This window comes from Pseudomonas sp. MWU12-3088 (genome assembly GCF_023242405.1).
GTDB lineage: Bacteria > Pseudomonadota > Gammaproteobacteria > Pseudomonadales > Pseudomonadaceae > Aquipseudomonas > Aquipseudomonas kribbensis.
The window spans coordinates 23,030-48,837 of record NZ_JALJEA010000014.1; the positions used below are offsets into that span (position 1 = coordinate 23,030).

A 25,808-nucleotide genomic window follows, 5' to 3' on the forward strand; every position below is an offset into this window, starting at 1 on the left:
TGTAATTAAGATGGGCGCATGTTTCTTCCAGCCAAGGTGCAACCGTGAGCGTGAACAACCCTCTTCTGCAGTCCTACGACCTGCCGCCGTTCTCCGCGATCCGTGCCGAACACGTGCAGCCGGCCATCGACACCATCCTGGCCGACAACCGCGCCGCCATCGCCGAGATCCTCAAGACCCAGGGCCAGAACCCGACGTGGGCCGGGCTGGTGCTGGCGATGGACGAACTCAATGATCGCCTGGGCGCTGCCTGGAGCCCGGTCAGCCACCTCAATGCCGTGTGCAACAGCGCCGAACTGCGTGAAGCCTACGAGTCGTGCCTGCCGGCCCTGAGTGCCTACTCCACCGAGATGGGCCAGAACCGCGAGCTGTTCCAGGCCTATGAAGCCCTGGCCAACAGCCCGGAAGCCGCCGGTTTCGACGTGGCGCAGAAAACCATTCTGGAACACGCCCTGCGTGATTTCCGCCTGTCGGGTATCGACCTGCCGGAAGCCGAGCAGAAACGATACGCCGAAGTGCAGAGCAAGCTGTCCGAGCTGGGCAGCCGCTTCTCCAACCAGTTGCTCGACGCTACCCAGGCCTGGACCAAGCACCTCACCGACGAAGCCGCCCTCGCCGGCCTGACTGAATCGGCCAAGGCGCAGATGGCCGCTGCCGCTCAAGCCAAAGGACTCGACGGCTGGCTGATCACTCTGGAATTCCCGAGCTACTACGCGGTGATGACCTACGCCCAGGACCGTGCGCTGCGCGAAGAAGTCTACGCCGCCTACTGCACCCGTGCGTCGGATCAGGGCCCGAACGCCGGCCAGAACGACAACGGCCCGGTGATGGGCGAAATCCTCGACCTGCGTCAGGAACTGGCCAAGCTGCTCGGTTTCTCCAGCTTCTCCGAACTGAGCCTGGCCACCAAAATGGCCGAATCCAGCGATCAGGTGCTGAGCTTCCTGCGCGATCTGGCCAAGCGCAGCAAACCGTTCGCCGCCCAGGATCTGCAGCAGCTCAAGGCGTACGCCGCCGAACAGGGCTGCGCCGATCTGCAAAGCTGGGACAGCGGTTTCTACGGGGAAAAACTCCGTGAACAACGCTACAGCGTCGCCCAGGAAACCCTGCGCGCCTACTTCCCGATCGACAAGGTACTGGGCGGCCTGTTCGCCATCGTTCAACGCCTGTACGGCATCGAAATCGCCGAACTGAAAGGCTTCGACACCTGGCATCCGGACGTACGCCTGTTCGAGATCAAGGAAAACGGCCAGCACGTCGGCCGCTTCTTCTTCGACCTTTACGCCCGCGCCAACAAGCGTGGCGGTGCCTGGATGGACGGCGCCCGCGACCGTCGCCGCACCCTCGACGGCGTGCTGCAAAGCCCGGTGGCCAACCTGGTGTGCAACTTCACCCCGGCCGACAGCGGCAAGCCTGCGCTGCTGACCCACGATGAAGTGACCACCCTGTTCCACGAATTCGGCCACGGCCTGCATCACCTGCTGACCCGCGTCGAACATGCCGGTGTATCCGGCATCAACGGTGTGGCATGGGACGCAGTCGAGCTGCCGAGCCAGTTCATGGAAAACTGGTGCTGGGAGCCGGAAGGCCTGGCGCTGATTTCCGGCCACTACGAAACAGGCGAGCCATTGCCGCAGGATCTGCTGGAAAAAATGCTCGCGGCGAAGAATTTCCAGTCCGGCCTGATGATGGTCCGTCAGCTGGAGTTCTCGCTGTTCGACTTCGAACTGCACGCCACCCACGGTGATGGCCGCAGCGTCGCGCAGGTGCTCGAAGGCGTGCGCAACGAAGTCTCGGTGATGCGTCCTCCGGCCTACAACCGCTTCCCTAACAGCTTCGCGCACATCTTCGCCGGCGGTTACGCAGCGGGTTACTACAGCTACAAGTGGGCGGAAGTGCTGTCGGCGGATGCATTCTCCAAATTCGAAGAAGACGGCGTGCTCAACGCCGACACCGGTCGCGCCTTCCGCGAAGCAATCCTGGCCCGCGGCGGCTCGCAGGAGCCGATGGTGCTGTTCGTCGACTTCCGTGGCCGTGAGCCATCGATTGACGCACTCTTGCGCCACAGCGGCCTGAGTGAGGACGCGGCAGCATGAGTGAGGCACCTGTGAAAACGAAAAAACGCTTTATCGCCGGGGCGGTCTGCCCGGCGTGCAGCGAACCGGACAAGCTGATGATGTGGAGTGAGGACGACGTCCCGCACCGCGAATGCGTGGCGTGCGGCTACAGCGATACGCTCAATGCCCAAGGGCTGTCGGTTCCGAAAGAACTGGGCACGCGAGTCAACACCAGCGCGCTCAAGCCTGCCCCGGACAAGACGGTTCAGGCGGTGCAGTTCTTCCCGAACCCGAAGCTGAAGAAAAAGCCTGACGAGCAACACTGATCCGGCACCACCTTCCACCGATTTCCGGTGGAAGGTGGTATTGGTTTAACACCTGTCCCCTGCACTTGCTTCGTAGGCTGGCCGTTTCCGCCATGCCTCGAAGGAAGTTGCCGTGCCCGACACCAATCCCCTCCTGCAACACTGGACCCTGCCGCCCTGGCCGGCGATTCGCGCCGAGCATTTGCTGCCGGCGATCAACAGCATCATCGACGACCACCGGCGAATCATTGCGCAAGTGCTCGCCACTCAGCTGGAACATCCCGGTTGGGACGATCTGGTACTGAGCATCGACGAAGCCGATGCTCGCATCAGTGAGTTCCGGTCGATTCTCGAAACACTCTCCATGGTCAGATCCGACGATGCCGACTGGCTCGTGGAAAGCGCCAAAGCCCATCTCGCGCTCAACCAGTATCGCTCCGAAAAAAGCCGCAATCGCCCGCTGTACGAGGCCTACCAGCGTTTGGCGCAGAGCCCGATCGCGGGCAGTTTCGATGAATCACGCAAGATCGTGCTGGCGCGGATACTGCGCAAATTCAGGCAATCGGGCATCGAGCTTCCCACCGCGCAACAACAGGAGCTGGCCCGGTTGAACCTTGAGATCGGCGGACTTGAGTCCAGATTTTTGACCCACCTCGAACGCTGGACCGAGACCTGGAGCAAACGGGTCGACGATGTTGCACTGCTTGCGGGACTGTCCCCGTCGATGAAGGATCGCCTGGCGCGCGCCGCACGCGAGGCCGGACATGACGGCTGGCTGATTCGCCTGGACCAGAACACCTGCCAGCACATCCTCAAATACGCCGAGAATCGTGCGTTGCGCGAGGAATGCTGTGTGGCCTACGCGACCCGCGCTTCCGATCAGGGGCCGCTGGCCGGGCGCTTCGACAACGGCCCGGTGCTGACGAAGCTGCTTGCCTTGCGCCAGCAGAAAGCCCGCTTGCTTGGCCACGAAAACGCTGCGCAACTGAGTCTGGCAAAAAGCGTGGCCGGAACGACGGCCTGGGTCAGGGGGTTTCTCGAATGCCAGGTTGCGCAATTGACCCCCATCCTGGAGCAGGACGCAAAACAACTGGCCGCGTTCGCCAGGCAACGCGGAATCGACCGGGTCCAGCCATGGGATGAAGAATTCCTCGCCGAGCAATGGCGGCAGCAGCAGTTTCCTGGAGCGCTGGATAACCTGCGTGATTACTTCGAATTCGATGGCACCCTGCTCCGGCTGTGTCTGTTCTGCGAACGCATGTTCGGGATTCGTATCGTCGAACAGGTTGGCGGAAAACACTGGCATGAAGATGTGCGGCTGCTGGAGATCCGCGAGCATGAACTGGTCGTCGGTTACATCTACCTCGACCCGTTTCACCGCAACGACGCTGCGGATTTCGCTGGAACATCCACACTGCGCAATCGCCGGATCAATGCCGAAGGTCGACCGGCGCTACCCATTGCCGTGCTCTACAGCAATTTCACGCCGGCCACCGATAACCATCCTTGCCGACTCGAACTCAACGATCTGCGGGTACTTTTTCATGAGTTCGGTCACTGTCTTCAGCACGTTTTGACGCGCTCGCCCCATCACACCCTATCCGGCATCCTGCAACTGGGTCATGAGGCGGCGGAGTTTTCCGGTCAGCTGTTCGAGCAGTGGTGTCAGTCGCGGGAGTTCGTACTGTGGCTCGGCGCACATTTCCAGACTGGGGAGCGCTTGAGTGCAGCACGGGTCGATGCGGCACTTTCGGCCAGCCTGGCTCACTCCAGTCGGCAACAGGCCTTGATACTGATGGGAGCGATCATCGATTTCGAACTGCACGCCACCCACGGCGACGGGCGTTCTATCGAAGAGGTTTGCGCCGACGTGCAGCGCACAATGACTCACCTGCAACTGTCCGACAGTCACCGCTTCGCCAATGGTTTCGATTACATGGTGACCCAGTACGACGCTTCGGTTTACGCCTATGTCTGGTCAGGGGCGCTGGCTCAGGAAGCGTTCAAACGCTTCAGTCGTGATTGGGTGTTCAGGGCCCAGACCGGTCGGGTGTTCCGGGAAACGTTCTTTGCGCCCGGGGCCGGGCGCCCGTTGCTGGAAGCGGTGGAGGCATTCATCGGCCGGCCGGTCAGTGAAGAACTGTGCCTCGGCCGGCCGGTCAACCGGCGGATTACTTCAGATTAACGGTCTGGAACCAGCTCTTCATCGAGCAGGTTGCGAACGCACTGGTGCTGCAATCGCCATTGGCCAGCGCGGTGCGCAGCTTGTCGACGTCGGCCTGCATCACGTAACGCACGCCGTCCTTGAAGTGGCCGCTTTCACCGAAACCGCCCTGGGTCATTTCGTTCAGGGCGTCTTCCTTGCTCCAGCCCTGCACCACGATGCGGTACATCGCGGCCATCAGGCCGGTGCGGTCGGAGCCGTGCTTGCAATGCATCAGCACCGGGCCGTTGGCTTCGGCGGTCTGGATCGCACGCAGGGTCTTGAGGACATCGGCGTCATCGACATGATTGGTGCGATACGGCAATTGCACCTGGTTGATGCCCGGGGTTTTCAACCAGCTCGAGTCCTCTTCCGGCAGGAAGTTGATGACCGTGGCCACTTTCAGGTTCTGCAGCAACGGCACGGCGCCAGCGTCAGGCAGTGCACTGCGATAGAGCGTGGGCGACATCTGGAAGAAGTTGTATTTCATTTCGACCGGTTGTGCCCATTCCGGAGGACGAGAAACCGGCGCATCTGCGGCGTGGGCCGAGATCGAGCCAAGCAGGGCAAACAGCGAGAAACAGATCGCGGAGGAAAAACGCTTCAAGGACATGCTGTGCGGTGACCGTATGGGATTCGTCAGTGAGGGCGGCAGCTTGCGGGTTGTCCAGTCAAATCCCTGTGAGGCGATTGTCAAAGAAACGTGAAGCCGGGGACTTCCTTCGTCGCATTTCTGGGCTTTTTTTAGGCTGAATCGGTTCATCCGGTTGGTTAGGCTGCTACCATTTGTCACATCATGTTGCAGACGCGTCCCCGTTTTCCGGGTCATTTCCGGCCACGTCGCAACCGACCACTCAAAAAGCCGTCCCCAGAAACGGCTGATAACCATCAATGCCTGATGAGGTGCACCCCATGTCTGATCAAGATCGAGACAACCCGCGGCGTGAGTTCTTGCGCAAATCCCTGACCCTGATCCCGGTGGTCACCCTCGCCGGCACCGGCCTGGGCAGCAGCGTGCTGCAAGCGGCTCCCGAAAGCTCGCCAGCCACGGCCTCCGCCAAATCGGTTGCCGCAGATACAAGCGCCTACCAACCGAGCTACTTCACCGCCGAAGAGTGGGCGTTCATCAATGCCGCCGTCGCGCAGTTGATCCCCAACGATGCCCAGGGCCCCGGCGCTCTGGAGGCCGGTGTGCCGGAATACATCGACCGTCAGATGAACACCCCGTACGCCGCTGGTGCCCTGTGGTACATGCAAGGCCCGTTCAACGCCGACGCTGCGCCCGAGATGGGCTGGCAGAGCAAACTGGTTCCCAAAGAAATCTATCGCCTCGGCATTGCCGCCACGGATCAGTGGACAAAATCCCTCAACGGTAAAACATTTGCCGAGCAAGACAGCGCTACCCGAGACGATCTGCTCAAGCAGCTTGAAGCCGGAAAACCGCAATTCGACAGTGTTCCGGCGAAGATTTTCTTCAATCTTTTGCTGCAAAACACCAAGGAAGGGTTCTTCTGCGACCCGATCCACGGTGGCAATAAAGGCATGGTCGGCTGGACCATGATCGGCTTCCCCGGCGCCCGCGCCGATTTCATGGATTGGGTGGAACGCAACGAGCAATACCCCTTCCCGGCAGTTTCGATTCGCGGCGAGAGGGCGTGAGCATGGCAACGGTAATGAAGAAGGTCGACGCAGTGATCGTCGGTTTCGGCTGGACAGGCGCAATCATGGCCAAGGAGCTGACCGAGGCAGGCCTCAACGTGCTGGCGCTGGAGCGCGGGCCGATGCAGGACACCTACCCTGACGGCAACTATCCCCAGGTAATCGACGAACTCACCTACAGCGTGCGGAAAAAACTCTTCCAGGACATCTCCAAAGAGACCGTCACCATCCGTCACAGCGTCAATGACATCGCCCTGCCGAACCGCCAACTGGGTGCGTTCCTGCCGGGCAACGGCGTGGGCGGCGCCGGGCTGCACTGGTCGGGCGTGCACTTTCGCGTCGATCCGATCGAGTTGCGCATGCGCAGCCACTACGAAGAGCGCTACGGCAAAAGCTTCATCCCCAAGGACATGACCATCCAGGACTTCGGCGTCAGCTATGAAGAGCTGGAACCGTTCTTCGATTTCGCCGAAAAAGTCTTCGGCACCTCCGGCCAGGCCTGGACCGTGAAGGGCCAACTGGTCGGTCAGGGTAAGGGCGGCAACCCGTACGCGCCGGATCGCTCGAACCCGTTCCCGCTAGAAGCGCAGAAGAACACGGTTTCCGCACAGCTGTTCGGCAAAGCGGCTACCGAAGTCGGTTACAAACCCTACAACCTGCCTTCCGCAAATACGTCAGGGCCGTACACCAACCCTTACGGCGCGCAGATGGGCCCATGCAACTTCTGCGGTTTTTGCAGCGGCTACGTTTGCTACATGTATTCCAAGGCATCGCCGAACGTGAACATTCTGCCGGCGCTGAAACCGCTGCCGAATTTCGAACTGCGGCCCAACGCCCACGTGCTGCGGGTCAACCTCGACAGCACGAAAACCAAAGCCACCGGCGTCACCTACATCGACGGCCAGGGCCGGGAGATCGAGCAACCGGCGGACCTGGTGATTCTCGGTGCGTTCCAGTTGCACAACGTGCGCCTGATGCTGCTCTCCGGCATCGGCAAGCCGTATGACCCGGTCAGCGGTGAAGGCGTGGTCGGGCGTAACTTCGCCTACCAGAACATGGCGACCATCAAGGCGTTCTTCGACAAGGACACCCACACCAACAACTTCATCGGCGCCGGCGGCAACGGTGTGGCGCTGGACGACTTCAACGCCGACAACTTCGATCACGGGCCACACGGTTTCGTCGGCGGCTCGCCGATGTGGGTCAACCAGGCCGGCAGCCGACCGATTGCCGGCACCTCCAACCCGCCGGGCACACCGGCCTGGGGCAGTGACTGGAAACGCGCGACCGCCGATTACTACACCCATCAGGTGTCGATGGACGCGCACGGTGCGCATCAGTCCTACCGTGGCAACTACCTCGATCTGGACCCGGTGTACCGCGATGCCTACGGCCTGCCGCTGCTGCGGATGACGTTCGACTGGCAGGAAAACGACATCAAGATGAACCGTTTCATGGTCGAAAAAATGGGCAAGGTCGCCCAAGCCATGGGCCCGAAAGCCATTGCCGTGCTTGGCAAGAAAGTCGGTGAGCACTTCAACACGGCGTCCTACCAGACCACCCACCTCAACGGTGGCGCGATCATGGGTACTGATCCGAAAACCAGCGCCCTGAATCGCTATCTGCAGAGCTGGGACGTGCATAACGTGTTCGTTCCGGGTGCCTCGGCGTTCCCGCAGGGCCTGGGTTACAACCCGACCGGGCTGGTTGCCGCACTGACCTACTGGTCGGCGAAAGCGATCCGCGAGCAATACCTGAAAAACCCCGGCCCGCTGGTTCAGGCTTAAGGAGCGATGACCATGAAGACTCTCGTTATCGCGACCCTGGCGCTGCTTGGCAGCGTTGCTGCTCACAGTGCCGAAGTTGATCAATCCTTGATCAAAAAAGGCGAATACCTCGCCCGCGCCGGGGACTGCGTGGCTTGCCACACGGCCAAGGACGGCAAGCCGTTCGCCGGCGGCCTGCCGATGGAGACCCCGATCGGCACGATCTATTCGACCAACATCACCCCGGACAACACCGGGCTGGGTGGCTACAGCTTCGAGGAGTTCGACCAGGCCGTGCGTCATGGTGTCGCCAAAAACGGTAGTACGTTGTACCCGGCGATGCCGTACCCGTCCTACGCCCGCGTCAGTCAGGATGACATGCAGGCGCTGTACGCCTACTTCATGCACGGCGTTGAACCGGTGGCGCAGGAGAACAAGGCCAGTGACATCCCGTGGCCGTTGAGCATGCGCTGGCCGCTGATGGGCTGGCGCTGGCTGTTTGCGCCGAAGGTCGAAGACTACAAACCCGCGTCGGACGATGCCGTCATCAGTCGTGGGGCGTATCTGGTGGAAGGCCTCGGACATTGCGGCGCCTGCCATACGCCACGGGCCCTGACCATGCAGGAAAAATCCCTGAGCGCGGCCGAAGGCAGCAGTTTTCTGTCGGGCAGCGCGCCGCTGGAAGGCTGGATCGCCAAGAGTCTGCGTGGCGACCACAAGGACGGCCTCGGCAGCTGGAGCGAAGAGCAACTGGTGCAGTTCCTCAAGACCGGCCGCAGCGACCGCAGCGCGGTGTTCGGCGGCATGAGCGACGTGGTCACCCACAGCATGCAGTACATGACCGACGCCGACCTGACTGCGATCGCCCGTTACCTGAAATCGCTGCCGGCCAATGATCCTGCCGACCAGCCGCACCAGTATGACGAGAAAGCCGCCAAGGCCTTGTGGAATGGGGACGACAGCCAGCGCGGCGCCCCGGTGTACATCGACAACTGCGCGGCCTGCCACCGCACCGACGGCCATGGCTACACCCGGGTCTTCCCGGCGTTGGCGGGTAATCCGGTGCTGCAATCGGAGGATCCGACGTCGCTGATCCACATCGTGCTCAAGGGCGGCACCCTGCCTGCGACGCACACGGCACCGTCCACTTTCACCATGCCGGGTTTCGCCTGGCGTCTGTCGGATCAGGAAGTGGCGGATGTGGTGAGCTTTATTCGTGGAAGTTGGGGTAACAAGGCATCCCCTGTCACCGCAAAAGATGTTGCCAAGTTACGTACTGACGATATGACTACAACATCAGCCGGTGACCTTGGACAAGTAACAAGTCACAACTAAACGCAATAACCCCTGCATGACTAATCATGCAGGGGTTATTCATTCAATCGCTGTTACGGGTTGGTAATACTGGCATAGGCTTTGGCCAGGGCAACCAGTTTGGCCCGATCCTGCTCACCGATTTCACCGTCACGATCCACATCGTGCTCCAGACGGCCAATGCTGAAGGTATGGCCACCATCCCTGGAGGTTGCGGTAACAAAAATCGGGTCAACCAGCCTTTCAGTCTGCACGCCAGCCTCGGCATCCCAGCCCAGCTCCTTACGCGCAAGTTGCATGGAAACCAGTGTATTGGGCTCCGACGGGCCGGGCTGCATCAGTTGCAGGAAAATACCGCGCGAATTAAAAAACGACATCATCAATTCCTTTTGTCTTTTATATATTCAAGTGCTGTGAAGCGGGGTGAATACTACGAACTTTAATTGCAAACGAACAGCCGACTTATGTTTCTTTAATTTGCACCACTACAACTTCACATCTAAACAAACTTATAACTAACCGTGCGTTTATTGATGGACGGCCGAACGGTAGTGGATCATCCGCAACCTTGCAGATACTGTATGCATATACAGACCAAGGAAACCCGTGATGACCAGCCTCTTGCCCCCACGCGGCCGCGGTACCGCCACCAATCCGCACAACCGCTTCGCGCCGAGTCGTTCGGTGGCCGAGGACGACGGCTGGTTTCAGGAAGTGCCACTGACCCAGGGCACCGAAGTCAGTTTCGAGACGGCGAAATCCATCATCACCCGCAACACCTCGCCGGACCTGCCCTTCGACCGCTCGATCAATCCCTATCGCGGCTGCGAGCATGGCTGCATCTATTGCTACGCACGACCGAGCCACGCCTATTGGGACATGTCACCGGGGCTGGATTTCGAAACGAAGCTGATCGCCAAGACCAACGCCGCCCAGGTGCTGGAGGAACAGCTTGGCAAGAAAGGCTATCAATGCGCGCCGATCAATCTCGGCTCCAACACCGACCCGTATCAACCGATCGAACGCGAACACAGAATCACCCGCCAGACCCTCGAAGTGCTGCTGCGTTATCGACATCCGGTGACCATCGTCACCAAGGGCTCGCTGATCCTGCGCGACCTTGACCTGCTGACCGAGCTGGCGCAGCAGCGGCTGGTGGCGGTGATGATCAGCCTGACCACCCTGGACGATGAGCTCAAACGCATCCTCGAACCCCGGGCCGCCGCGCCCAAGGCCCGGTTGCGGGCGATCCGGGTGATGCGCGAGGCGGGGATTCCGGTCGGCGTGCTGTGCTCGCCGATGATTCCGATGATCAACGACAGCGAAATCGAAAGCCTGCTGACCGAAGCCCACGCTGCCGGAGCCCAGAGCGCCGCGTACATGATGTTGCGCCTGCCGCTGGAAGTGGCGCCGTTGTTCGAGGAATGGCTCGGTGCGCATTACCCGCAGCGCGCCGCCCATGTGTTGAGCCTGATCCGCAAGAGCCGTGGCGGCGAGCTGTACGACAGCCGTTTTGGCGCACGCATGCGCGGTGAAGGGCCGTTCGCCGACCTGCTCGCGCAGCGATTCGCCAAGGCGTTGAAACGTCTGGGACTCAATCACCGCGAAGGTTTCAATCTCGACTGCACGGCCTTCTGTCCGCCGGGTCGCCAGATGGCGCTGATTTAAGGAGGAAATGACTGACCAGATTCACGCCGGTCACGTTTTTTGTGACCTGGAACACACGTTCTAGAGCCTTTGATTCAGTTTGAGTTAAGTTTCAGCGGCTACCGTGTTCATCGAGTGACTGACGGGTCGGGATGACCCGGATGTTTTAAACAGCCACTGGCTTCATTCCGGAATACACGGGAATGACTCCCCGAATCCGCCAAAGAGGATGAATCATGAGTGACAAGGATAAACAGCCGTTGGCTGCGTCGGCGCAAGCCGTCCCCGGGGCGGATTCCGCCGATGCAGCACTGCGACATATCGTTGACGGCTTTTTGCATTTTCATCATGAGGTCTTCCCGCAGCAGGAAGAACTCTTCAAGAAACTCGCCACGGCCCAGTCGCCACGGGCGATGTTCATCACTTGCGCCGACTCGCGCATCGTTCCCGAACTGATCACTCAGAGTTCTCCCGGCGATCTGTTCGTGACCCGTAACGTCGGCAACGTGGTTCCCCCCTACGGCCAGATGAACGGCGGCGTTTCCACCGCCATCGAATACGCGGTACTGGCCCTTGGCGTGCAACACATCATCATTTGCGGCCACTCCGATTGCGGCGCCATGCGCGCAGTACTCAACCCGGGCAGCCTGGAAAAGATGCCGACGGTCAAAGCCTGGCTGCGCCACGCTGAAGTCGCGAAAACCATGGTGCATGACAACTGCAACTGCATCGACGAAAAAGAGAGCATGCCGATCCTCACCGAGGAAAACGTCATCGCCCAACTGCAGCACTTGCGTACCCATCCTTCGGTAGCCTCGCGCATGGCGAACGGTCATCTGTTCATCCATGGCTGGGTCTACAACATCGAAACCAGTGAAATCAAAGCTTACGACGCGGATCAGGGACGCTTCCTGCCGCTCGACGGCAGCCATCCGATTCCGGTGGCGACGCCCAAAGCGCGCTTCTGAATCCTCCTAAAAATCCGTGTGGTATGACGCCGGTCGCTGTTTCAGCGACCCGGCTTCGCCACGCCTGAAGAAAACTTCGGGAGAGTCATCATGCGTGCGGCTCAATTGAAAGCGGTGTTGCCACGGGAGCTGCTGGCTTCGGTGGTTGTGTTTCTGGTCGCCCTGCCATTGTGCATGGGCATTGCGATTGCTTCAGGGTTGCCGCCGGCCAAAGGCCTGATTACCGGGATCATCGGTGGCCTGGTGGTGGGTTGGCTGGCGGGGTCGCCGTTGCAGGTCAGCGGGCCGGCGGCGGGTCTGGCGGTGCTGGTGTTCGAGCTGGTGCGCCAGCACGGGATCGAGATGCTCGGGCCGATCCTGCTGCTCGCCGGTTTTCTGCAACTGCTGGCCGGGCGTCTGAAGCTCGGTTGCTGGTTCCGGGTCACGGCGCCAGCGGTGGTCTACGGGATGCTCGCGGGGATCGGTGTGCTGATCGTGCTCTCACAGGTGCATGTGATGCTGGATGCCGCGCCGAAACCCTCCGGGCTGGACAACCTGACGGCGTTCCCCGGCGCAGTGGCGCAGGCTTTGCCGTCCTTTGGCTGGCAGGCCGGGTTGCTCGGATTGTCGACCATCGCCGTGATGTGGCTGTGGGAGAAATTCCGTCCGCACTCGCTGCGTTTCATTCCCGGCGCGCTGCTTGGTGTCGGGCTGGCGACCGGCGCCAGTCTGCTGCTGGCATTGCAGGTCAAACGGGTTGAAGTACCGGCGAATCTGGCCGAAGCCATCGACTGGCTGAAGCCGGCGGACCTGCTGAGCCTGGCCGACCCGACGCTACTGATCGCCGCGTTCGCCGTGGCCTTCATCGCCAGCGCCGAAACCCTGCTGTCCGCCGCGGCGGTGGATCGCATGCACAGCGGCCCGCGTTCGGACTTCGACCGTGAACTGTCGGCGCAAGGAGTCGGCAACATGCTCTGCGGTCTGGTGGGCGCGTTGCCGATGACCGGGGTGATCGTACGCAGTTCGGCCAACGTCCAGGCCGGTGCGACCACGCGCTACTCGACGATTTTCCATGGTCTGTGGCTGCTGGCTTTCGTGCTGTTGCTGTCGAGTCTGCTGCAAAGCATTCCAGTGGCGAGTCTGGCGGGCGTTTTGGTCTACACCGGTTTCAAACTGGTGGATCTCAAGGCGTTTCGTGGCCTGGGGCGTTATGGCCGGATGCCGATGTTCACCTACGCGGCGACAGCGCTGGCGATCATCTTCACCGACCTGTTGACCGGTGTGCTGATCGGTTTCGGTTTGACCCTGGTGAAGCTGGCGTTCAAGGCTTCGCGACTGAAGATCAGCCTGATCGATCTGCCGCAGGACGGGGAAATGGAATTGCGCCTGGTGGGCGCCGCGACATTCCTCAAGGTGCCGGCACTGACTCAGGTGCTGGGCAGTATTCCACCGGGCACGACAGTGCATGTGCCGCTCAACAACCTGAGCTACATCGACCATTCCTGTCTGGAATTGCTGGAAGAGTGGGGCCGGGCCAATGCGGCCAAGGGTTCGAAGCTGTTGATCGAGTCGCGCGGATTGAAACGCAGGCTTGAGGGGAGAATCCGTACCACCACCGGCATCGGTGCGGCAGGCTGAAAAAAACCTGGGGGAACAGAGCAATCTGTTCCCCCAAACGTTTGCGCCGAGATCAAGCCGCAGGCTGATCCAGTTCCAGGCCCACGCCCAGACGGCGGCTCATGCACGGCCAGCGTTTCCACGCCGCACCGGTGTCCGGGCTGCTGAGTTTTTCGCGGTAGGCTTCCACCGACTCCAGCGCAAAGCTGTCGTCGTCGAGCATGCTGTCCACTGCGTGGTGCACCACTTCATCGAGTTGATTGGCAAATTCCTCACCGAGCAACTGGTGAGCAATCAGATTGGCGACCGTCATGTCCAGGGGGATCAGTGGCTGGCCGAAATGCTTGATGTACAGGTCGTTGACCTCTTCGACAAAGCGGTGGGCCAGATAGGCCTCGTCCAGCAGACTGTCCAGGCCGACCGGCGGCTGGAGAAAGTACTGTTCGGCGATTTTCAGCACCGGTTTGATCTGTGACTCGATTCCCGCTTCCCTGGCGACTTCATTGGCTGCATCCAGCAGGTCTGGCACTTCATCGATGTAGGCGGCGACAAAACGCGTCAGCACGCCGTTGGCGTCGGTTTCCGGCAACTGGATGGCCGGGTGCAGGTGTTGCAGTTGATTTTCGAGCTGACGGGTCAGCTTTCCGGTTTCGATCTCGTGTTGTCGGGCTATGTGGATCTGCTCGCGCAATGCGGCGGTGTTCATGAAAACTCCAGGAAACAAGGCAATGAAATAGGGAAGACATAACTTAGCTGGCTTACGAAAAATGCTAAGACGCATTTGTCATAATTATTTCATCCTTGATACACCTGCGTTATATCGGTTTGCCACCACTCGTCTGCATCCTTCTCCATTCGTGCCCTGGAACGCAAGTGCCAGCTGTTTCATTCGATTTACGTCCGCACATTGCATTTTTCCGCCGCTGTCTATACTCGCCATTGAATGGAGTTAGCTGATGACGCCCGACTGCACCCGCAGCAAGGCCCGGCGATTCAAGTTCGTAGTCTGATGCAGCCGCTCCCTTGCCGCAGGCGAAAGCCGGCGGGATAACAAGAACGATAAGGGGAACCCGCAATGATGCGACATCCACACGTCTGGATGGGCCTCCTGTTGTGGTCGATTTTCAGCCAGGCCAACGCCGCCTGGACTGTGAATATGGCGCCTGGAGCGACTGAAATCAGTCACGCAGTATTCGACCTGCACATGACCATTTTCTGGATCTGTGTGGTGATCGGGATCATCGTCTTCGGCGCCATGTTCTGGTCGATGATGGTGCACCGCCGTTCTACCGGGCAGGTCGCCGCAAAATTCCACGAAAGCACCACCGTCGAGATTCTCTGGACCGTCGTCCCGCTGCTGATCCTGGTGGCGATGGCCGTTCCGGCGACCGCCACGCTGATCCGCATGTACGACACCAGTGAGCCGGACATCGATATCCAGATCACCGGCTACCAGTGGAAGTGGCACTACAAATACCTGGGCCAGGACGTCGAGTTCTTCAGCAACCTGGCCACCCCCGCCGAACAGATCCACAACAAGGAAGCCAAGGGCGAGCATTACCTGCTCGAGGTCGACAAGCCACTGGTGCTGCCGATCGGCGCCAAGGTGCGCTTCCTCGTCACTTCCGCCGACGTGATCCACTCCTGGTGGGTGCCGGCCTTCGCGGTCAAGCGCGATGCGATCCCCGGATTCGTCAACGAAGCGTGGACCCGTATCGACAAGCCCGGCATCTACCGTGGCCAGTGCGCCGAGCTATGCGGCAAGGATCACGGCTTCATGCCGATCGTGGTCGACGTCAAGGAGAAGGCCGACTACGAAAAATGGCTGGCCGACCGCAAGGCCGAGGCTGCGCAACTCAAAGAGCTGACCAGCAAGGAATGGACCCTCGACGAGCTCAAGGAGCGCGGCGACAAGATCTACCACACCACCTGCGTGGCCTGTCACCAGGCCGAAGGCCAGGGCCTGCCGCCGATGTTCCCGGCACTCAAGGGCTCGCCGATTGCCACCGGGCCGAAAGCCGATCACCTGCACCGCGTGTACTTCGGCAAACCGGGCACCGCCATGGCGGCGTTCGGCAAGCAACTCTCGGAAGTCGATATCGCAGCGGTCGTGACCTACGAACGTAACGCCTGGGGCAACAACAAGGGCGACATGGTCACGCCAAAAGAAGTGCTGGAGCTGAAACAGGCGGAAAGCAAATGAGCCGGTCTATTGCGTACTTCGTGAACCGGCCGGGGCAAGGCGCCCCGGTCTGCCAAGTCCACTCACATGAAGGAGACCGGCCATGAGCGCTGTCATCGATGACCACGGTCATGCCGACCACGCCCACGGCCCCGCCAAAGGCCTGATGCGCTGGGTGCTGACCACCAACCACAAGGACATCGGCACGCTGTACCTGTGGTTCGCGTTCTGCATGTTCCTGCTCGGCGGCTCGTTCGCCATGGTGATCCGTGCCGAGCTGTTCCAGCCCGGCCTGCAGATCGTCGAACCGGCGTTCTTCAACCAGATGACCACCATGCACGGTCTGGTGATGGTGTTCGGTGCGGTGATGCCGGCGTTCGTCGGCCTCGCCAACTGGATGATCCCGTTGATGATCGGCGCGCCGGACATGGCTCTGCCACGGATGAACAACTTCAGCTTCTGGCTGCTGCCGGCGGCGTTTCTGTTGCTGGTGTCGACCCTGTTCACTCCCGGTGGCGGGCCGAACTTCGGCTGGACGTTCTATGCACCGCTGTCCACCACCTATGCGCCGGAAAGCGTGACCTACTTCATCTTCGCCATTCACCTGATGGGGATCAGCTCGATCATGGGCGCGATCAACGTGATCGCCACCATCCTCAACCTGCGCGCCCCCGGCATGACGTTGATGAAAATGCCGCTGTTCGTCTGGACCTGGCTGATCACCGCGTTCCTGCTGATCGCGGTAATGCCGGTGCTGGCCGGGTGCGTGACGATGATGCTGATGGACATCCACTTCGGCACCAGTTTCTTCAGTGCCGCCGGTGGCGGTGACCCGGTGCTGTTCCAGCATGTGTTCTGGTTCTTCGGCCACCCCGAGGTGTACATCATGATCCTGCCGGCCTTCGGTGCCGTCAGCCAGATCATCCCTACCTTCTCGCGCAAGCCGCTGTTCGGCTACACCTCGATGGTCTACGCCACGGCGAGCATCGCGTTCCTGTCGTTCATCGTCTGGGCGCACCACATGTTCGTGGTAGGTATTCCGCTGGTGGGCGAGTTGTTCTTCATGTACGCGACGATGCTCATCGCGGTGCCGACCGGGGTGAAGGTGTTCAACTGGGCCAGCACCATGTGGCAAGGCTCGCTGACCTTCGAGACGCCGATGCTGTTTGCCGTGGCGTTCGTGATCCTGTTCTCCATCGGCGGTTTCTCCGGGCTGATGCTGGCCATCGCCCCGGCGGACTTCCAGTACCAGGACACCTACTTCGTGGTCGCGCACTTCCACTACGTGCTGGTGCCGGGGGCGATCTTCGGGATCTTCGCCTCGGCCTACTACTGGCTGCCGAAATGGACCGGCCACATGTACGACGAAACCCTGGGCAAGTTGCACTTCTGGCTGTCCTTCGTCGGCATGAACCTGACCTTCTTCCCGATGCACTTCGTGGGACTGGCGGGGATGCCACGGCGGATTCCGGACTACAACCTGCAGTTCGCCGACTTCAACATGGTCTCGTCGATCGGCGCGTTCATGTTCGGCGCCACGCAGATCTTCTTCCTGTTCATCGTGATCAAGACCATCCGTGGCGGGGAGCCGGCACCGGCCAAACCGTGGGATGGCGCCGAAGGTCTGGAGTGGAGCGTGCCGTCGCCGGCGCCGTATCACACCTTCACCACGCCGCCGGAAGTGAAATGAACCCTGTAGCCCTTGAGGGCCGCCGCCATGGCTGACTCGATTTCGCTGAAGAAACTGGTGACCCGACTGCTGGGCGTGGTGGTGGCGATGTTTGTTTTCGGTTTTGCTTTGGTGCCGATTTACGACGTGATGTGCAAGGCGTTCGGCATCAATGGCAAGACCGCCGGGCAGTACGAGGGCGAGCAGGTTGTGGATAACTCGCGACAGGTGCGGGTGCAGTTCCTGTCGATGAACAACGCCGACATGCCCTGGGAGTTCTATCCCAAGGGTGAGGAACTGGTCGCCCATCCGGGCGGGGTGAACGAGATGATCTTCATCGCCCGCAATCCCACCGACAAGCCGATGAGCGCCCAGGCCGTACCGAGCATCGCCCCGAGCGAAGCGGCGGCGTATTTCCACAAGACCGAATGCTTTTGTTTTACCCAGCAGGTGCTGCAGCCCGGTCAGCAGATCGAGATGCCGGTGCGCTTCATCGTTGACCGCGACATGCCCAAGGACGTGAAGCACCTGACGCTGTCCTACACGCTGTTCGATATCACCGCCCGACATCCTCCGGTGGCTGCAAACACTGGCGGTTAAGCGTGCCCGATAAGGAGAACAATAAATGGCAACTCATGAGCACTATTACGTCCCGGCCCAGAGCAAGTGGCCGATCATCGCCACCTTCGGCATGGTCATCACCGTCTACGGCCTGGCCACCTGGTTCAACGACCTGAAGGCTGCGCGCCCGGAATCCCACGGGCCGTACATCTTTTTCGTCGGCGGGCTGTTGCTAGCGTATATGCTGTTCGGCTGGTTCGGCGCGGTGATCAAGGAAAGCCGCGCGGGGTTGTACAGCCCGCAGCTGGATCGCTCGTTCCGCTGGGGCATGAGCTGGTTCATCTTCTCCGAGGTGATGTTCTTCATCGCCTTCTTCGGCGCGCTGTTCTACGTGCGGCACATTTCCGGCCCGGCGCTGGGCGGCGAAGGCACCAAGGGCATTGCGCACATGCTCTGGCCGAACTTCCAGTTCACCTGGCCGCTGCTGCACACACCCGACCCGAAACTGTTCCCGCCGCCCAAGGAAGTCATCAGCCCCTGGGGCCTGCCGCTGATCAACACCATCCTGCTGGTGAGTTCCAGCGTGACCATCACCATCGCCCACCATGCCCTGAAGAAAGGCCATCGCGGTGCGCTGAAAATCTGGCTGGCGATCACCGTGCTGCTGGGTTGCGGCTTCCTCGCCTTGCAGGCCGAGGAGTACATGCACGCCTATCACGAGCTGGGCCTGACCCTCGGTTCGGGGATCTATGGCGCTACGTTTTTCATGCTCACCGGGTTCCACGGCGCCCACGTGACCATCGGCACGATCATCCTGTTCGTGATGCTGATGCGCATCATGAAAGGCCACTTCGACAACGAGCACCAGTTCGGCTTCGAAGCCGCGAGCTGGTACTGGCACTTCGTCGATGTGGTGTGGATCGGCTTGTTCATCTTCGTTTACGTGCTCTGAAGGACAGAGCTACCAGGGCGCGTGCGACACCAGTTGGCCGCTGTAGAAACCCCAGGCAATCAAGCCGACGGTGCAAGCGGCCAATGCCACCCGAACACTCAAGGCGATGACCAGGCGATTTGAACTGCTGTCGTCCTTGACCAGGAAAAACAGGCCGCTGAACAGGCTGATCACCGTGGCAATCAGCATCAGGACGATAGCTGCTTTGAGCATGGGAAGACTCCGGGGGTACAGGCGATGCAATCAAGTATAGCGGTCGCATTCACTGCTTTTCTGGCGCAGCCATGAAGCGCTTCCGGCCGGGCGTCGTGCCGACGCTGGTGGTCGCCTTGCTGCTGCCGCTGCTGATTTCGCTGGGCTTCTGGCAACTGGGCCGGGGCGCGGAGAAAACCGCCCTGCTCGCCAGTTACGCCGAACGCCGGGCCGCCGAACCGATGGCCAGCACCGAGCTGTTGCACAGTGCCGATCCGGCCTTTCGCCGGGTGCATCTGCATGGCCAGTTCGATGCGGCGCACAGCCTGCTGTTGGACAACCGGCAGCGGGACGGCAAGGTCGGCGTCGAATTGCTGCAACCGTTTCAGGATCAGCGCACCGGTCTGTGGCTGCTGGTCAATCGCGGCTGGCTGCCATGGCCGGACCGCCGCGTTACCCCGCAATTCAAGACACCGGCCGATGCCGTGAATGTCGATGCCTGGGTGTACGTCGCCCCCGGCGCGACCTTCCAGTTGCACGCCGACCCGGTCAGCAGCACCTGGCCGCAAACCGTCACCGCCGTCGAACCGGCCAAATTGTGGAAAACCCTCGAGCGTGACGGCTTCGCCTATGAATTGCGCGCAGAACCCGGTCCCGCCAGCTATCAGGCCGACTGGCCGGTGGTTGCCATGGGCCCGGAAAAACACCTCGGCTACGCCGTGCAGTGGTTCGCCATGGCCACCGCCCTGTTCGGTCTCTACATCTACCTCGGATTGCACAACGCGAAGGAGAAACACCATGGGAGCGGCCATGAATCCACCCAGCATGTCTGAAGCCAAGGCCCCGGCCGGTCGCCGCCGCGGGCGCATTCAACTGCTGTTGATCCTGCTCGGCGTGATCGGCCCGATGATCCTCGCCACCGGCATGTACAAGTTGCAGTTCTGGGTACCGGAAGGACGCAGCTATCACGGCGAATTGATCGGCAACGGTCAGAGCCGCGCCGACCTCGGCGTGACGGCTGACGAAGAACGCTGGCAGATGCTGGTGACCGCACCGAAAGACTGCGCGGTGGACTGCCAGCAACTGGTGTATCTGGCGCGGCAGATCCAGATCGGCCTTGGCCGCGATGCCGGGCGCGCCAGCCACGCCCTCGCCGCCGCACAACCGCTGACGGCCGATTACGAAGCCAAGCTGACCCGCGAATATCCGCAGCTGCAACGCTATCCGCTGGACGCCGCCGCGTTCAGCAAGGCGACCGGCGACAAGGCCACGCCGCAGCTGTGGATCATCGACCCCCACGGCAATCTCGTGCTGCGCTACGACCCGAGTGTGAAGGGCAAGGATCTGCTCAACGACCTGCGCCACCTGCTGAAACTGTCGAACATCGGATAAGGGCATCGTCATGGCCAAACCTGGATTTCGCCTCGCGCTGTTTGCCACCCTGCTGGCACTGATCGTGGTGCTGCTCGGCGCCTACACCCGCCTGACCCACGCCGGCCTCGGCTGTCCTGACTGGCCGGGCTGCTACGGCTTCATCAGCGTGCCGAAAAGCGAAGCCCAACTGGCCCACGCCGAACTGCATTACCCGGACTCGCCGGTGGAGGCGCACAAAGGCTGGAACGAGATGATCCACCGCTACTTCGCCGGCACCCTGGGCATGCTGATTTCGATTCTGGCCGGGCGCGCGTGGGTCAATCGTCGTCATCCCGGGCAACCACTGAAACTTCCGCTGTTTCTGCTGGCGGTGGTGTTCGCCCAGGCGGCGTTCGGCATGTGGACAGTGACGCTCAAGCTCTGGCCGCAAGTGGTGACCGGGCATTTGCTCGGTGGCTTCGCGACCTTGAGTCTGTTGTTTCTACTGACCTTGCGACTGTCCGGCGTGCTGCCGGCGCTGACCGTGCCCAAGCGTCTGCAATATTGGGCCACCGCCGGACTGCTGCTGGTGATCGGCCAGATCGCCCTCGGCGGCTGGGTCAGTTCCAACTATGCGGCGGTGGCCTGCATCGACTTCCCGACCTGCCACGGCCAGTGGCTGCCGCCGGCGGATTTCGCCAACGGCTTTCACCTGACCCAGCACATCGGCCCCAACTATCTCGGCGGACAACTCGACAGCGATGCACGCACGGCGATTCACCTGACCCACCGCATCGGCGCCCTGCTGGTGACGATTGTCCTGCTCGGTCTGGCGTGGCAACTGAAAGGGGTGGGCATGACGCGACTGGCCGGGCTGGTGCTGGTTGCGCTCGGCGCGCAGATCACCCTCGGCATCAGCAACGTGTTGTTTCATCTGCCACTGCCGGTGGCCGTGGCGCACAACGCCGGCGGCGCGGCACTGCTGCTGACCATGGTGCTGGTCAACTATCACGCGCGAACCAGTCTGGTCCGGGTCAAGCAACCGATGCTCGCGCGCTGGCGCCTGAGCCCGCGTAAACAGTCGGCCGCACCCATCACTATAAAAGGAGAAACGCCATGGCGGTTCTGATCGGCGAACGTCCCGCGCAGGCGTTGTGGCGAGATTACCTGGAGCTGACCAAACCGAAAGTCGTGGTGCTGATGCTCATCACCTCGCTGGTCGGCATGTTCCTCGCCACCCGCGCCGGGGTGCCGTGGACGGTGCTGGTATTCGGCAACCTGGGGATCGCGTTGTGTGCCGGTGGTGCGGCGGCGGTCAATCATGTGGTGGACCGGCGCATCGATGCGGTCATGGCCCGCACCCACAAACGGCCGCTGGCCGAGGGCCGGGTTTCGCCCACGGCGGCACTGACCTTTGCGCTGATATTGGCGCTGCTCGGCCAGGCGTTGCTGCTGACCTTCACCAACCCGCTGACCGCTTGGCTGACCCTGGCCTCGCTGCTTGGCTACGCGGTGATCTACACCGGTTTCCTCAAACGCGCGACGCCGCAGAACATCGTCATCGGCGGCCTTGCCGGCGCCGCGCCGCCGCTGCTCGGCTGGACCGCCGCTACCGGCCATATCGGCGCTGAACCACTGCTGCTGGTGCTGATCATCTTCGCCTGGACCCCGCCGCACTTCTGGGCGCTGGCGATCCACCGCAAGGAGGAGTACGCCAAGGCCGACATCCCGATGCTGCCGGTCACCCACGGCGAGCACTACACCAAGGTGCACATTCTGCTGTACACCTTCGCCCTGCTGGCGGTCAGCCTGTTGCCCTACGTGATCCACATGAGCGGCGCGCTGTACCTGATCTGCGCCCTCGGGCTGGGCGCGAGGTTTCTGCAATGGGCCGTGGTGCTGTACCGTGGCACTCGGCCGCACGCGGCGATCAACACCTTCAAGTACTCTATCTGGTACTTGTTTCTGCTGTTCATCGCCCTGCTCGTAGACCACTACTTACTGTTGAACCTATGACTCGAACCCAGAAAACCGTCTTCATCCTCGTGGCCGTGATCGCGCTGATCCTCGGCCTGACCGTCAACAAAGTGCTGAGCGGCAAGGGCCAGGGCGACCCGACCGCGCTGATCGACGCCGGCATCATCCTGCTGCCGCAGAGCCGCAACCTGCCGGACGTGACGATGACCAATCAGGACGGCCAACCGGTCACCGTCAACGAGCTCAAGGGCAAGTGGAGCCTGCTGTTCTTCGGCTACACCTTCTGCCCGGACATCTGCCCGACCACCCTCGCCCAGCTGCGCCAGATCAAGAGCGAGCTGCCGAAGGATGCGGTGGACAAGTTGCAGATCGTGCTGGTCAGCGTCGACCCGAACCGCGACAACCCTGCGCAGTTGAAGCAGTACCTGGGTTACTTCGATCCGCAATTCATCGGCCTGACGCCGAAGTCGATCGATGAGCTGCAGAAGGTGGCCAACGCGGTGAGCATTCCGTTCATTCCGGCGGATACCAGCAAGCCGAACTACACGGTGGATCACAGCGGGAATCTGGCGGTGATCGGGCCTGATGGGACGCAGCGTGGATTTATTCGGGCGCCGTTGAACAATGCCAAGCTGGTGGCGCAGTTGCCGGTGATGCTGAACCGCAAGTAAAAACCCGGACCAAAAAAAACCGCAGCCTGAGCTGCGGTTTTTTTATGCCTGTAAGCCGGGATCAGAACGCCGGCAACACCGCACCCTTGTACTTCTCGGTAATGAATTTCTTCACTTCCGGGCTGTGCAGGGCTTCAGCCAGTTTCTTCATGGCGTCGCTGTCCTTGTTGTCCGCACGGGACACCAGGATGTTCACGTAAGGCGAGTCGTTGCCTTCGATGACCAGCGCGTCCTTGGAAGGATCCAGCTTGGCTTCCAGCGCGTAGTTGGTGTTGATCAGCGCCAGGTCGACCTGGGTCAGCACGCGCGGGATGGTCGCGGCTTCCAGTTCACGGATCTTCAGGTCTTTCGGGTTTTCGGCGATGTCCTTGACGGTGGACAGGATGTTTTTCGAATCCTTCAGCTTGATCACGCCCGCCTTGTCCAGCAGCAACAGCGCACGGCCGCCGTTGGTGGCGTCGTTCGGGATCACCACGTTGGCGCCGCCTGGCAGGTCTTCGATTTTCTTGATCTTGCTCGAATAGGCGCCCAGCGGCTCCAGGTGCACACCGGTCACGGCCACCAGGCTGGTGCCCTTGGCCTTGTTGAACTCATCGAGGTACGGCTGGTGCTGGAAGAAGTTGGCGTCCAGACGCTTCTCGGCCACCTGCACGTTCGGCTGGATGTAATCGGTGAAGACCTTGACCTTCAGATCCACGCCTTCTTTGGCCAGTGCCGGCTTCACGAATTCGAGGATTTCCGCGTGCGGCACCGGGGTGGCAGCAACGGTCAGGGTTTCAGCGTGAGCCGAAAAAGCGGCTACGGCAGCGAAAGCAGCGATCAGTTTTTTCATTCAGCTAACTCCTTTTGAGGTGCCCGTGTGGCACCTGCCAGCGAATGGCCGGCTCATTTTTTGATTACCAAACCGGGTTATTTGCGCGAGAAATGCACGACCAGTCGGTCGCCGACCATTTGCAGCACTTGCACCAGAATCAGCAGCAACACCACGGTGACGATCATCACGTCGGTCTGGAAACGCTGGTAACCGAAACGGATCGCCAGGTCACCCAGACCACCGGCGCCAACCACACCGGCCATCGCCGTGTAGGAAACCAGTGTAATCGCCGTCACCGTAATCGCTGCGAAAATGCCCGGACGAGCCTCCGGCAGCAAGGCATTCATGATGATCTGGCGAGTGGTCGCGCCCATGGACTGGGTCGCTTCGATGATGCCGCGATCCACTTCACGCAGGGCGGTTTCCACCAGACGCGCGAAGAACGGCGTCGCACCCACCACCAGCGGCGGAATCGCACCGGCCACGCCCAGCGAGGTGCCGGTGATCAGCACGGTGAACGGGATCATCACGATCAACAGAATGATGAACGGCAACGAACGCAGGATGTTCACCACCAGCGACAGCAATGCATACACGCCTTTGGCTTCGAGCAACTGACGCGGGCTGCAGAGGAACAGCAGCACGCCCAGCGGCAGGCCGAGCAACACGGTGAACAGCAGCGAACCGCCGAGCATCATCATGGTGTCGCCGGTGGCCAGCCAGATTTCGTACCAGTCGATATTGGTGAAGAAACTCATCAGGTCTGCCATTAGCGCAACACCTCCATGTGAACGTCAGCGGCGGTGAAGCGGGCAAAGGCCGCTTCCATGTCGCCACCGGTGACGGCGAGGGTCAATTGCCCGTAAGGAATGTCTTTGATGCGGTCGATGCGGCCAGCCAGGATGCTGTAGTCCACACCGGTTTCCCGGGCGACGGTACCCAGCAGCGGCGCGTAGGTCGCTTCGCCCTGGAAGGTCAGACGCACGATGCGGCCCGGCACGTGAGCGAAGTCATCGCGCTGCTCGCTTTCGTCGATCTGCTCGTCTTCCTGGACGAAACGTTTGGTGGTCGGGTGCTTCGGATGCAGGAACACGTCGGCCACCGAGCCTTGCTCGACGATCACGCCGGCGTCCATCACCGCCACCTGATCGCAGACACGGCGGATCACGTCCATCTCGTGGGTGATCAGCACGATGGTCAGTTTCAACTCGCGGTTGATCTCGGCCAGCAGTTGCAGCACCGAAGCGGTGGTCTGCGGGTCAAGGGCGCTGGTGGCTTCGTCGCACAGCAGGATTTTCGGCTTGGTCGCCAGGGCGCGGGCGATGCCGACGCGCTGCTTCTGGCCACCGGACAACTGCGCCGGATACTTCTTCGCGTGGTCGGACAGGCCGACCCGCGCCAGCAATTCGGCTACACGCTGGTCGATCTCGGCGCGGGACAGTTCACCGGCCAGGGTCAGCGGCAGCGCAACGTTGTCGGCCACGGTCTTGGACGCCAGCAGGTTGAAGTGCTGGAAGATCATCCCGACCTGCTGACGGAAACGGCGCAGGCCGTTGGCGTCCAGCGCGGTGACTTCTTCGCCGTCGACGATGATCTTGCCGCCACTGGAATCTTCCAGGCGATTGATCAGACGCAGCAGGGTACTTTTTCCCGCGCCGGAATGGCCAATCAGGCCGAACACCTGACCGTTCTCGATGGAGAGACTGGTCGGATGCAGCGCGGTGATGTCCTTACCGGCGACGCGGTAAGTCTTATGGACGTTTTGAAACTCGATCACGTAGCGAACCTTGTGGGGCGCGTTGGAAAAGGATCAGCGGTTAGCCGGGCGCGCATTTTAGCCTGTCCGTATAGAGGTTCTTAGCATTTATTTCGCAATTAACCTTCGATTTGGCAATAACAGGATCAAAGGTCATAAAAAAGGA

The 25,808-nt window shown here is 61.1% G+C and carries 25 protein-coding genes; 18 read left to right on the forward strand and 7 right to left on the reverse strand.

Annotation, left to right across the window (positions count from 1 at the left end; translation table 11 throughout):
• Positions 1-44 precede the first annotated feature (44 nt).
• The 3 genes from prlC to M5B98_RS25690 all read left to right on the forward strand — a co-directional run bounded on the left by prlC (position 45) and on the right by M5B98_RS25690 (position 4,547).
• Entirely contained in the window at positions 45-2,096 is a 2,052-nt protein-coding gene (gene prlC / locus M5B98_RS25680; RefSeq protein ID WP_248744367.1) for an oligopeptidase A, read from the forward strand.
• Entirely contained in the window at positions 2,093-2,383 is a 291-nt protein-coding gene (locus M5B98_RS25685) for a YheV family putative zinc ribbon protein (protein ID WP_007953955.1), read from the forward strand. The genes prlC and M5B98_RS25685 overlap by 4 nt, the downstream gene beginning before the upstream one ends.
• A gap of 112 nt (positions 2,384-2,495) precedes the next feature.
• The gene (locus M5B98_RS25690; RefSeq protein ID WP_248744368.1) at positions 2,496-4,547 is read left to right on the forward strand and encodes a M3 family metallopeptidase; all 2,052 of its coding nucleotides are present in this window, start codon (positions 2,496-2,498) and stop codon (positions 4,545-4,547) included.
• Here M5B98_RS25690 and M5B98_RS25695 read toward each other — a convergent pair.
• Positions 4,534-5,178 carry a dual specificity protein phosphatase family protein gene (locus M5B98_RS25695; RefSeq protein ID WP_248744369.1) on the reverse strand — a complete coding sequence of 215 codons (645 nt, stop codon included), beginning with the start codon at positions 5,176-5,178 and terminating at the stop codon, positions 4,534-4,536. The two genes, M5B98_RS25690 and M5B98_RS25695, sit on opposite strands and share 14 nt — an antisense overlap.
• Positions 5,179-5,477: 299 nt before the next feature.
• Here M5B98_RS25695 and M5B98_RS25700 point away from each other — a divergent pair, with 299 nt between their 5' ends.
• From M5B98_RS25700 to M5B98_RS25710, 3 genes are read left to right on the forward strand one after another with little or no spacing between them, the layout of a single operon-like run.
• Positions 5,478-6,224, forward strand: a complete 747-nt coding sequence (locus M5B98_RS25700; RefSeq protein ID WP_248744370.1) for a gluconate 2-dehydrogenase subunit 3 family protein — start codon at positions 5,478-5,480, stop codon at positions 6,222-6,224.
• Between the two features lie 2 nt (positions 6,225-6,226).
• Entirely contained in the window at positions 6,227-8,011 is a 1,785-nt protein-coding gene (locus M5B98_RS25705) for a GMC family oxidoreductase (protein ID WP_096822445.1), read from the forward strand.
• Between the two features lie 12 nt (positions 8,012-8,023).
• Positions 8,024-9,325 carry a c-type cytochrome gene (locus M5B98_RS25710; RefSeq protein ID WP_248744371.1) on the forward strand — a complete coding sequence of 434 codons (1,302 nt, stop codon included), beginning with the start codon at positions 8,024-8,026 and terminating at the stop codon, positions 9,323-9,325.
• 53 nt (positions 9,326-9,378) lie between these two features.
• Here the strand turns inward: M5B98_RS25710 and M5B98_RS25715 are convergent, their stop codons facing one another.
• Entirely contained in the window at positions 9,379-9,681 is a 303-nt protein-coding gene (locus M5B98_RS25715) for a hypothetical protein (protein ID WP_248744372.1), read from the reverse strand.
• A 232-nt stretch (positions 9,682-9,913) separates the two neighbouring features.
• Between M5B98_RS25715 and M5B98_RS25720 the strand changes: the two genes are divergently transcribed.
• From M5B98_RS25720 to M5B98_RS25730, 3 genes are all read left to right on the forward strand, one after another.
• Positions 9,914-10,972, forward strand: coding sequence for a PA0069 family radical SAM protein (locus tag M5B98_RS25720; RefSeq protein ID WP_248744373.1), 1,059 nt, complete (start codon positions 9,914-9,916; stop codon positions 10,970-10,972).
• Positions 10,973-11,187: 215 nt separating this feature from the next.
• Positions 11,188-11,919, forward strand: a complete 732-nt coding sequence (locus M5B98_RS25725) for a carbonic anhydrase (protein ID WP_248744374.1) — start codon at positions 11,188-11,190, stop codon at positions 11,917-11,919.
• A gap of 90 nt (positions 11,920-12,009) precedes the next feature.
• Positions 12,010-13,536 (forward strand): SulP family inorganic anion transporter, encoded by a 1,527-nt coding sequence (locus tag M5B98_RS25730; RefSeq protein ID WP_248744375.1) that lies wholly within the window; start codon positions 12,010-12,012, stop codon positions 13,534-13,536.
• A gap of 52 nt (positions 13,537-13,588) precedes the next feature.
• On the opposite strand, the gene M5B98_RS25735 is transcribed toward M5B98_RS25730, so the two are convergent.
• On the reverse strand, positions 13,589-14,221 hold the full coding sequence (locus tag M5B98_RS25735; protein ID WP_065260651.1) for a hypothetical protein: 633 nt from the start codon (positions 14,219-14,221) through the stop codon (positions 13,589-13,591).
• A gap of 369 nt (positions 14,222-14,590) precedes the next feature.
• Between M5B98_RS25735 and coxB the strand changes: the two genes are divergently transcribed.
• The 4 genes from coxB to M5B98_RS25755 all read left to right on the forward strand — a co-directional run bounded on the left by coxB (position 14,591) and on the right by M5B98_RS25755 (position 18,879).
• On the forward strand, positions 14,591-15,718 hold the full coding sequence (gene coxB, locus M5B98_RS25740) for a cytochrome c oxidase subunit II (protein WP_085713027.1): 1,128 nt from the start codon (positions 14,591-14,593) through the stop codon (positions 15,716-15,718).
• Positions 15,719-15,800: 82 nt separating this feature from the next.
• Entirely contained in the window at positions 15,801-17,387 is a 1,587-nt protein-coding gene (gene ctaD, locus M5B98_RS25745; protein ID WP_114880897.1) for a cytochrome c oxidase subunit I, read from the forward strand.
• Between the two features lie 27 nt (positions 17,388-17,414).
• Complete coding sequence (locus M5B98_RS25750) at positions 17,415-17,966, forward strand: cytochrome c oxidase assembly protein (protein ID WP_085713029.1); 552 nt, start codon at positions 17,415-17,417, stop codon at positions 17,964-17,966.
• 25 nt (positions 17,967-17,991) lie between these two features.
• The gene (locus tag M5B98_RS25755; protein ID WP_248744376.1) at positions 17,992-18,879 is read left to right on the forward strand and encodes a cytochrome c oxidase subunit 3; all 888 of its coding nucleotides are present in this window, start codon (positions 17,992-17,994) and stop codon (positions 18,877-18,879) included.
• A 9-nt stretch (positions 18,880-18,888) separates the two neighbouring features.
• On the opposite strand, the gene M5B98_RS25760 is transcribed toward M5B98_RS25755, so the two are convergent.
• Positions 18,889-19,092, reverse strand: coding sequence for a twin transmembrane helix small protein (locus M5B98_RS25760; RefSeq protein WP_065260656.1), 204 nt, complete (start codon positions 19,090-19,092; stop codon positions 18,889-18,891).
• 71 nt (positions 19,093-19,163) lie between these two features.
• On the opposite strand from M5B98_RS25760, the gene M5B98_RS25765 reads away from it, so the two are divergent.
• From M5B98_RS25765 to M5B98_RS25785, 5 genes are read left to right on the forward strand one after another with little or no spacing between them, the layout of a single operon-like run.
• Positions 19,164-19,904: an SURF1 family protein gene (locus tag M5B98_RS25765; protein WP_248744377.1), complete on the forward strand. Its 741-nt coding sequence runs from the start codon at positions 19,164-19,166 to the stop codon at positions 19,902-19,904.
• On the forward strand, positions 19,870-20,463 hold the full coding sequence (locus M5B98_RS25770) for a hypothetical protein (RefSeq protein WP_248744378.1): 594 nt from the start codon (positions 19,870-19,872) through the stop codon (positions 20,461-20,463). The genes M5B98_RS25765 and M5B98_RS25770 overlap by 35 nt, the downstream gene beginning before the upstream one ends.
• Positions 20,464-20,473: 10 nt before the next feature.
• Positions 20,474-21,553, forward strand: coding sequence for a COX15/CtaA family protein (locus tag M5B98_RS25775; RefSeq protein WP_248744379.1), 1,080 nt, complete (start codon positions 20,474-20,476; stop codon positions 21,551-21,553).
• Positions 21,541-22,440 (forward strand): heme o synthase, encoded by a 900-nt coding sequence (gene cyoE / locus M5B98_RS25780; RefSeq protein ID WP_248744380.1) that lies wholly within the window; start codon positions 21,541-21,543, stop codon positions 22,438-22,440. The genes M5B98_RS25775 and cyoE overlap by 13 nt, the downstream gene beginning before the upstream one ends.
• A complete protein-coding gene (locus M5B98_RS25785) occupies positions 22,437-23,072 on the forward strand; it encodes an SCO family protein (RefSeq protein WP_007953994.1) in 636 nt (211 codons plus the stop codon). The genes cyoE and M5B98_RS25785 overlap by 4 nt, the downstream gene beginning before the upstream one ends.
• Before the next feature lie 61 nt (positions 23,073-23,133).
• Here the strand turns inward: M5B98_RS25785 and M5B98_RS25790 are convergent, their stop codons facing one another.
• The 3 genes from M5B98_RS25790 to M5B98_RS25800 form a co-directional block, all read right to left on the reverse strand.
• Positions 23,134-23,904 carry a MetQ/NlpA family ABC transporter substrate-binding protein gene (locus M5B98_RS25790; RefSeq protein ID WP_114880892.1) on the reverse strand — a complete coding sequence of 257 codons (771 nt, stop codon included), beginning with the start codon at positions 23,902-23,904 and terminating at the stop codon, positions 23,134-23,136.
• Positions 23,905-23,981: 77 nt separating this feature from the next.
• Entirely contained in the window at positions 23,982-24,656 is a 675-nt protein-coding gene (locus M5B98_RS25795; protein WP_065260662.1) for a methionine ABC transporter permease, read from the reverse strand.
• Positions 24,656-25,663 (reverse strand): methionine ABC transporter ATP-binding protein, encoded by a 1,008-nt coding sequence (locus tag M5B98_RS25800; RefSeq protein WP_248744381.1) that lies wholly within the window; start codon positions 25,661-25,663, stop codon positions 24,656-24,658. Before M5B98_RS25800 ends, M5B98_RS25795 begins: the two co-directional genes overlap by 1 nt.
• Positions 25,664-25,808 lie beyond the last annotated feature (145 nt).

What these genes read in the sequence shown, in the direction of transcription:
- M5B98_RS25735 (WP_065260651.1), bottom strand. Translation starts at nt 14,221, where the DNA reads ATGAACACCGCCGCATTGCGCGAGCAGATCCACATAGCCCGACAACAC.
- M5B98_RS25695 (WP_248744369.1), bottom strand. Translation starts at nt 5,178, where the DNA reads ATGTCCTTGAAGCGTTTTTCCTCCGCGATCTGTTTCTCGCTGTTTGCC.
- ctaD (WP_114880897.1), top strand. Translation starts at nt 15,801, where the DNA reads ATGAGCGCTGTCATCGATGACCACGGTCATGCCGACCACGCCCACGGC.
- M5B98_RS25770 (WP_248744378.1), top strand. Translation starts at nt 19,870, where the DNA reads ATGGGAGCGGCCATGAATCCACCCAGCATGTCTGAAGCCAAGGCCCCG.
- M5B98_RS25685 (WP_007953955.1), top strand. Translation starts at nt 2,093, where the DNA reads ATGAGTGAGGCACCTGTGAAAACGAAAAAACGCTTTATCGCCGGGGCG.
- M5B98_RS25715 (WP_248744372.1), bottom strand. Translation starts at nt 9,681, where the DNA reads ATGTCGTTTTTTAATTCGCGCGGTATTTTCCTGCAACTGATGCAGCCC.
- M5B98_RS25790 (WP_114880892.1), bottom strand. Translation starts at nt 23,904, where the DNA reads ATGAAAAAACTGATCGCTGCTTTCGCTGCCGTAGCCGCTTTTTCGGCT.
- M5B98_RS25755 (WP_248744376.1), top strand. Translation starts at nt 17,992, where the DNA reads ATGGCAACTCATGAGCACTATTACGTCCCGGCCCAGAGCAAGTGGCCG.
- M5B98_RS25730 (WP_248744375.1), top strand. Translation starts at nt 12,010, where the DNA reads ATGCGTGCGGCTCAATTGAAAGCGGTGTTGCCACGGGAGCTGCTGGCT.
- M5B98_RS25710 (WP_248744371.1), top strand. Translation starts at nt 8,024, where the DNA reads ATGAAGACTCTCGTTATCGCGACCCTGGCGCTGCTTGGCAGCGTTGCT.
- M5B98_RS25725 (WP_248744374.1), top strand. Translation starts at nt 11,188, where the DNA reads ATGAGTGACAAGGATAAACAGCCGTTGGCTGCGTCGGCGCAAGCCGTC.
- cyoE (WP_248744380.1), top strand. Translation starts at nt 21,541, where the DNA reads ATGGCGGTTCTGATCGGCGAACGTCCCGCGCAGGCGTTGTGGCGAGAT.
- M5B98_RS25775 (WP_248744379.1), top strand. Translation starts at nt 20,474, where the DNA reads ATGGCCAAACCTGGATTTCGCCTCGCGCTGTTTGCCACCCTGCTGGCA.
- M5B98_RS25765 (WP_248744377.1), top strand. Translation starts at nt 19,164, where the DNA reads ATGAAGCGCTTCCGGCCGGGCGTCGTGCCGACGCTGGTGGTCGCCTTG.
- M5B98_RS25700 (WP_248744370.1), top strand. Translation starts at nt 5,478, where the DNA reads ATGTCTGATCAAGATCGAGACAACCCGCGGCGTGAGTTCTTGCGCAAA.
- M5B98_RS25795 (WP_065260662.1), bottom strand. Translation starts at nt 24,656, where the DNA reads ATGGCAGACCTGATGAGTTTCTTCACCAATATCGACTGGTACGAAATC.
- M5B98_RS25760 (WP_065260656.1), bottom strand. Translation starts at nt 19,092, where the DNA reads ATGCTCAAAGCAGCTATCGTCCTGATGCTGATTGCCACGGTGATCAGC.
- M5B98_RS25705 (WP_096822445.1), top strand. Translation starts at nt 6,227, where the DNA reads ATGGCAACGGTAATGAAGAAGGTCGACGCAGTGATCGTCGGTTTCGGC.
- M5B98_RS25750 (WP_085713029.1), top strand. Translation starts at nt 17,415, where the DNA reads ATGGCTGACTCGATTTCGCTGAAGAAACTGGTGACCCGACTGCTGGGC.
- M5B98_RS25785 (WP_007953994.1), top strand. Translation starts at nt 22,437, where the DNA reads ATGACTCGAACCCAGAAAACCGTCTTCATCCTCGTGGCCGTGATCGCG.
- M5B98_RS25720 (WP_248744373.1), top strand. Translation starts at nt 9,914, where the DNA reads ATGACCAGCCTCTTGCCCCCACGCGGCCGCGGTACCGCCACCAATCCG.
- coxB (WP_085713027.1), top strand. Translation starts at nt 14,591, where the DNA reads ATGATGCGACATCCACACGTCTGGATGGGCCTCCTGTTGTGGTCGATT.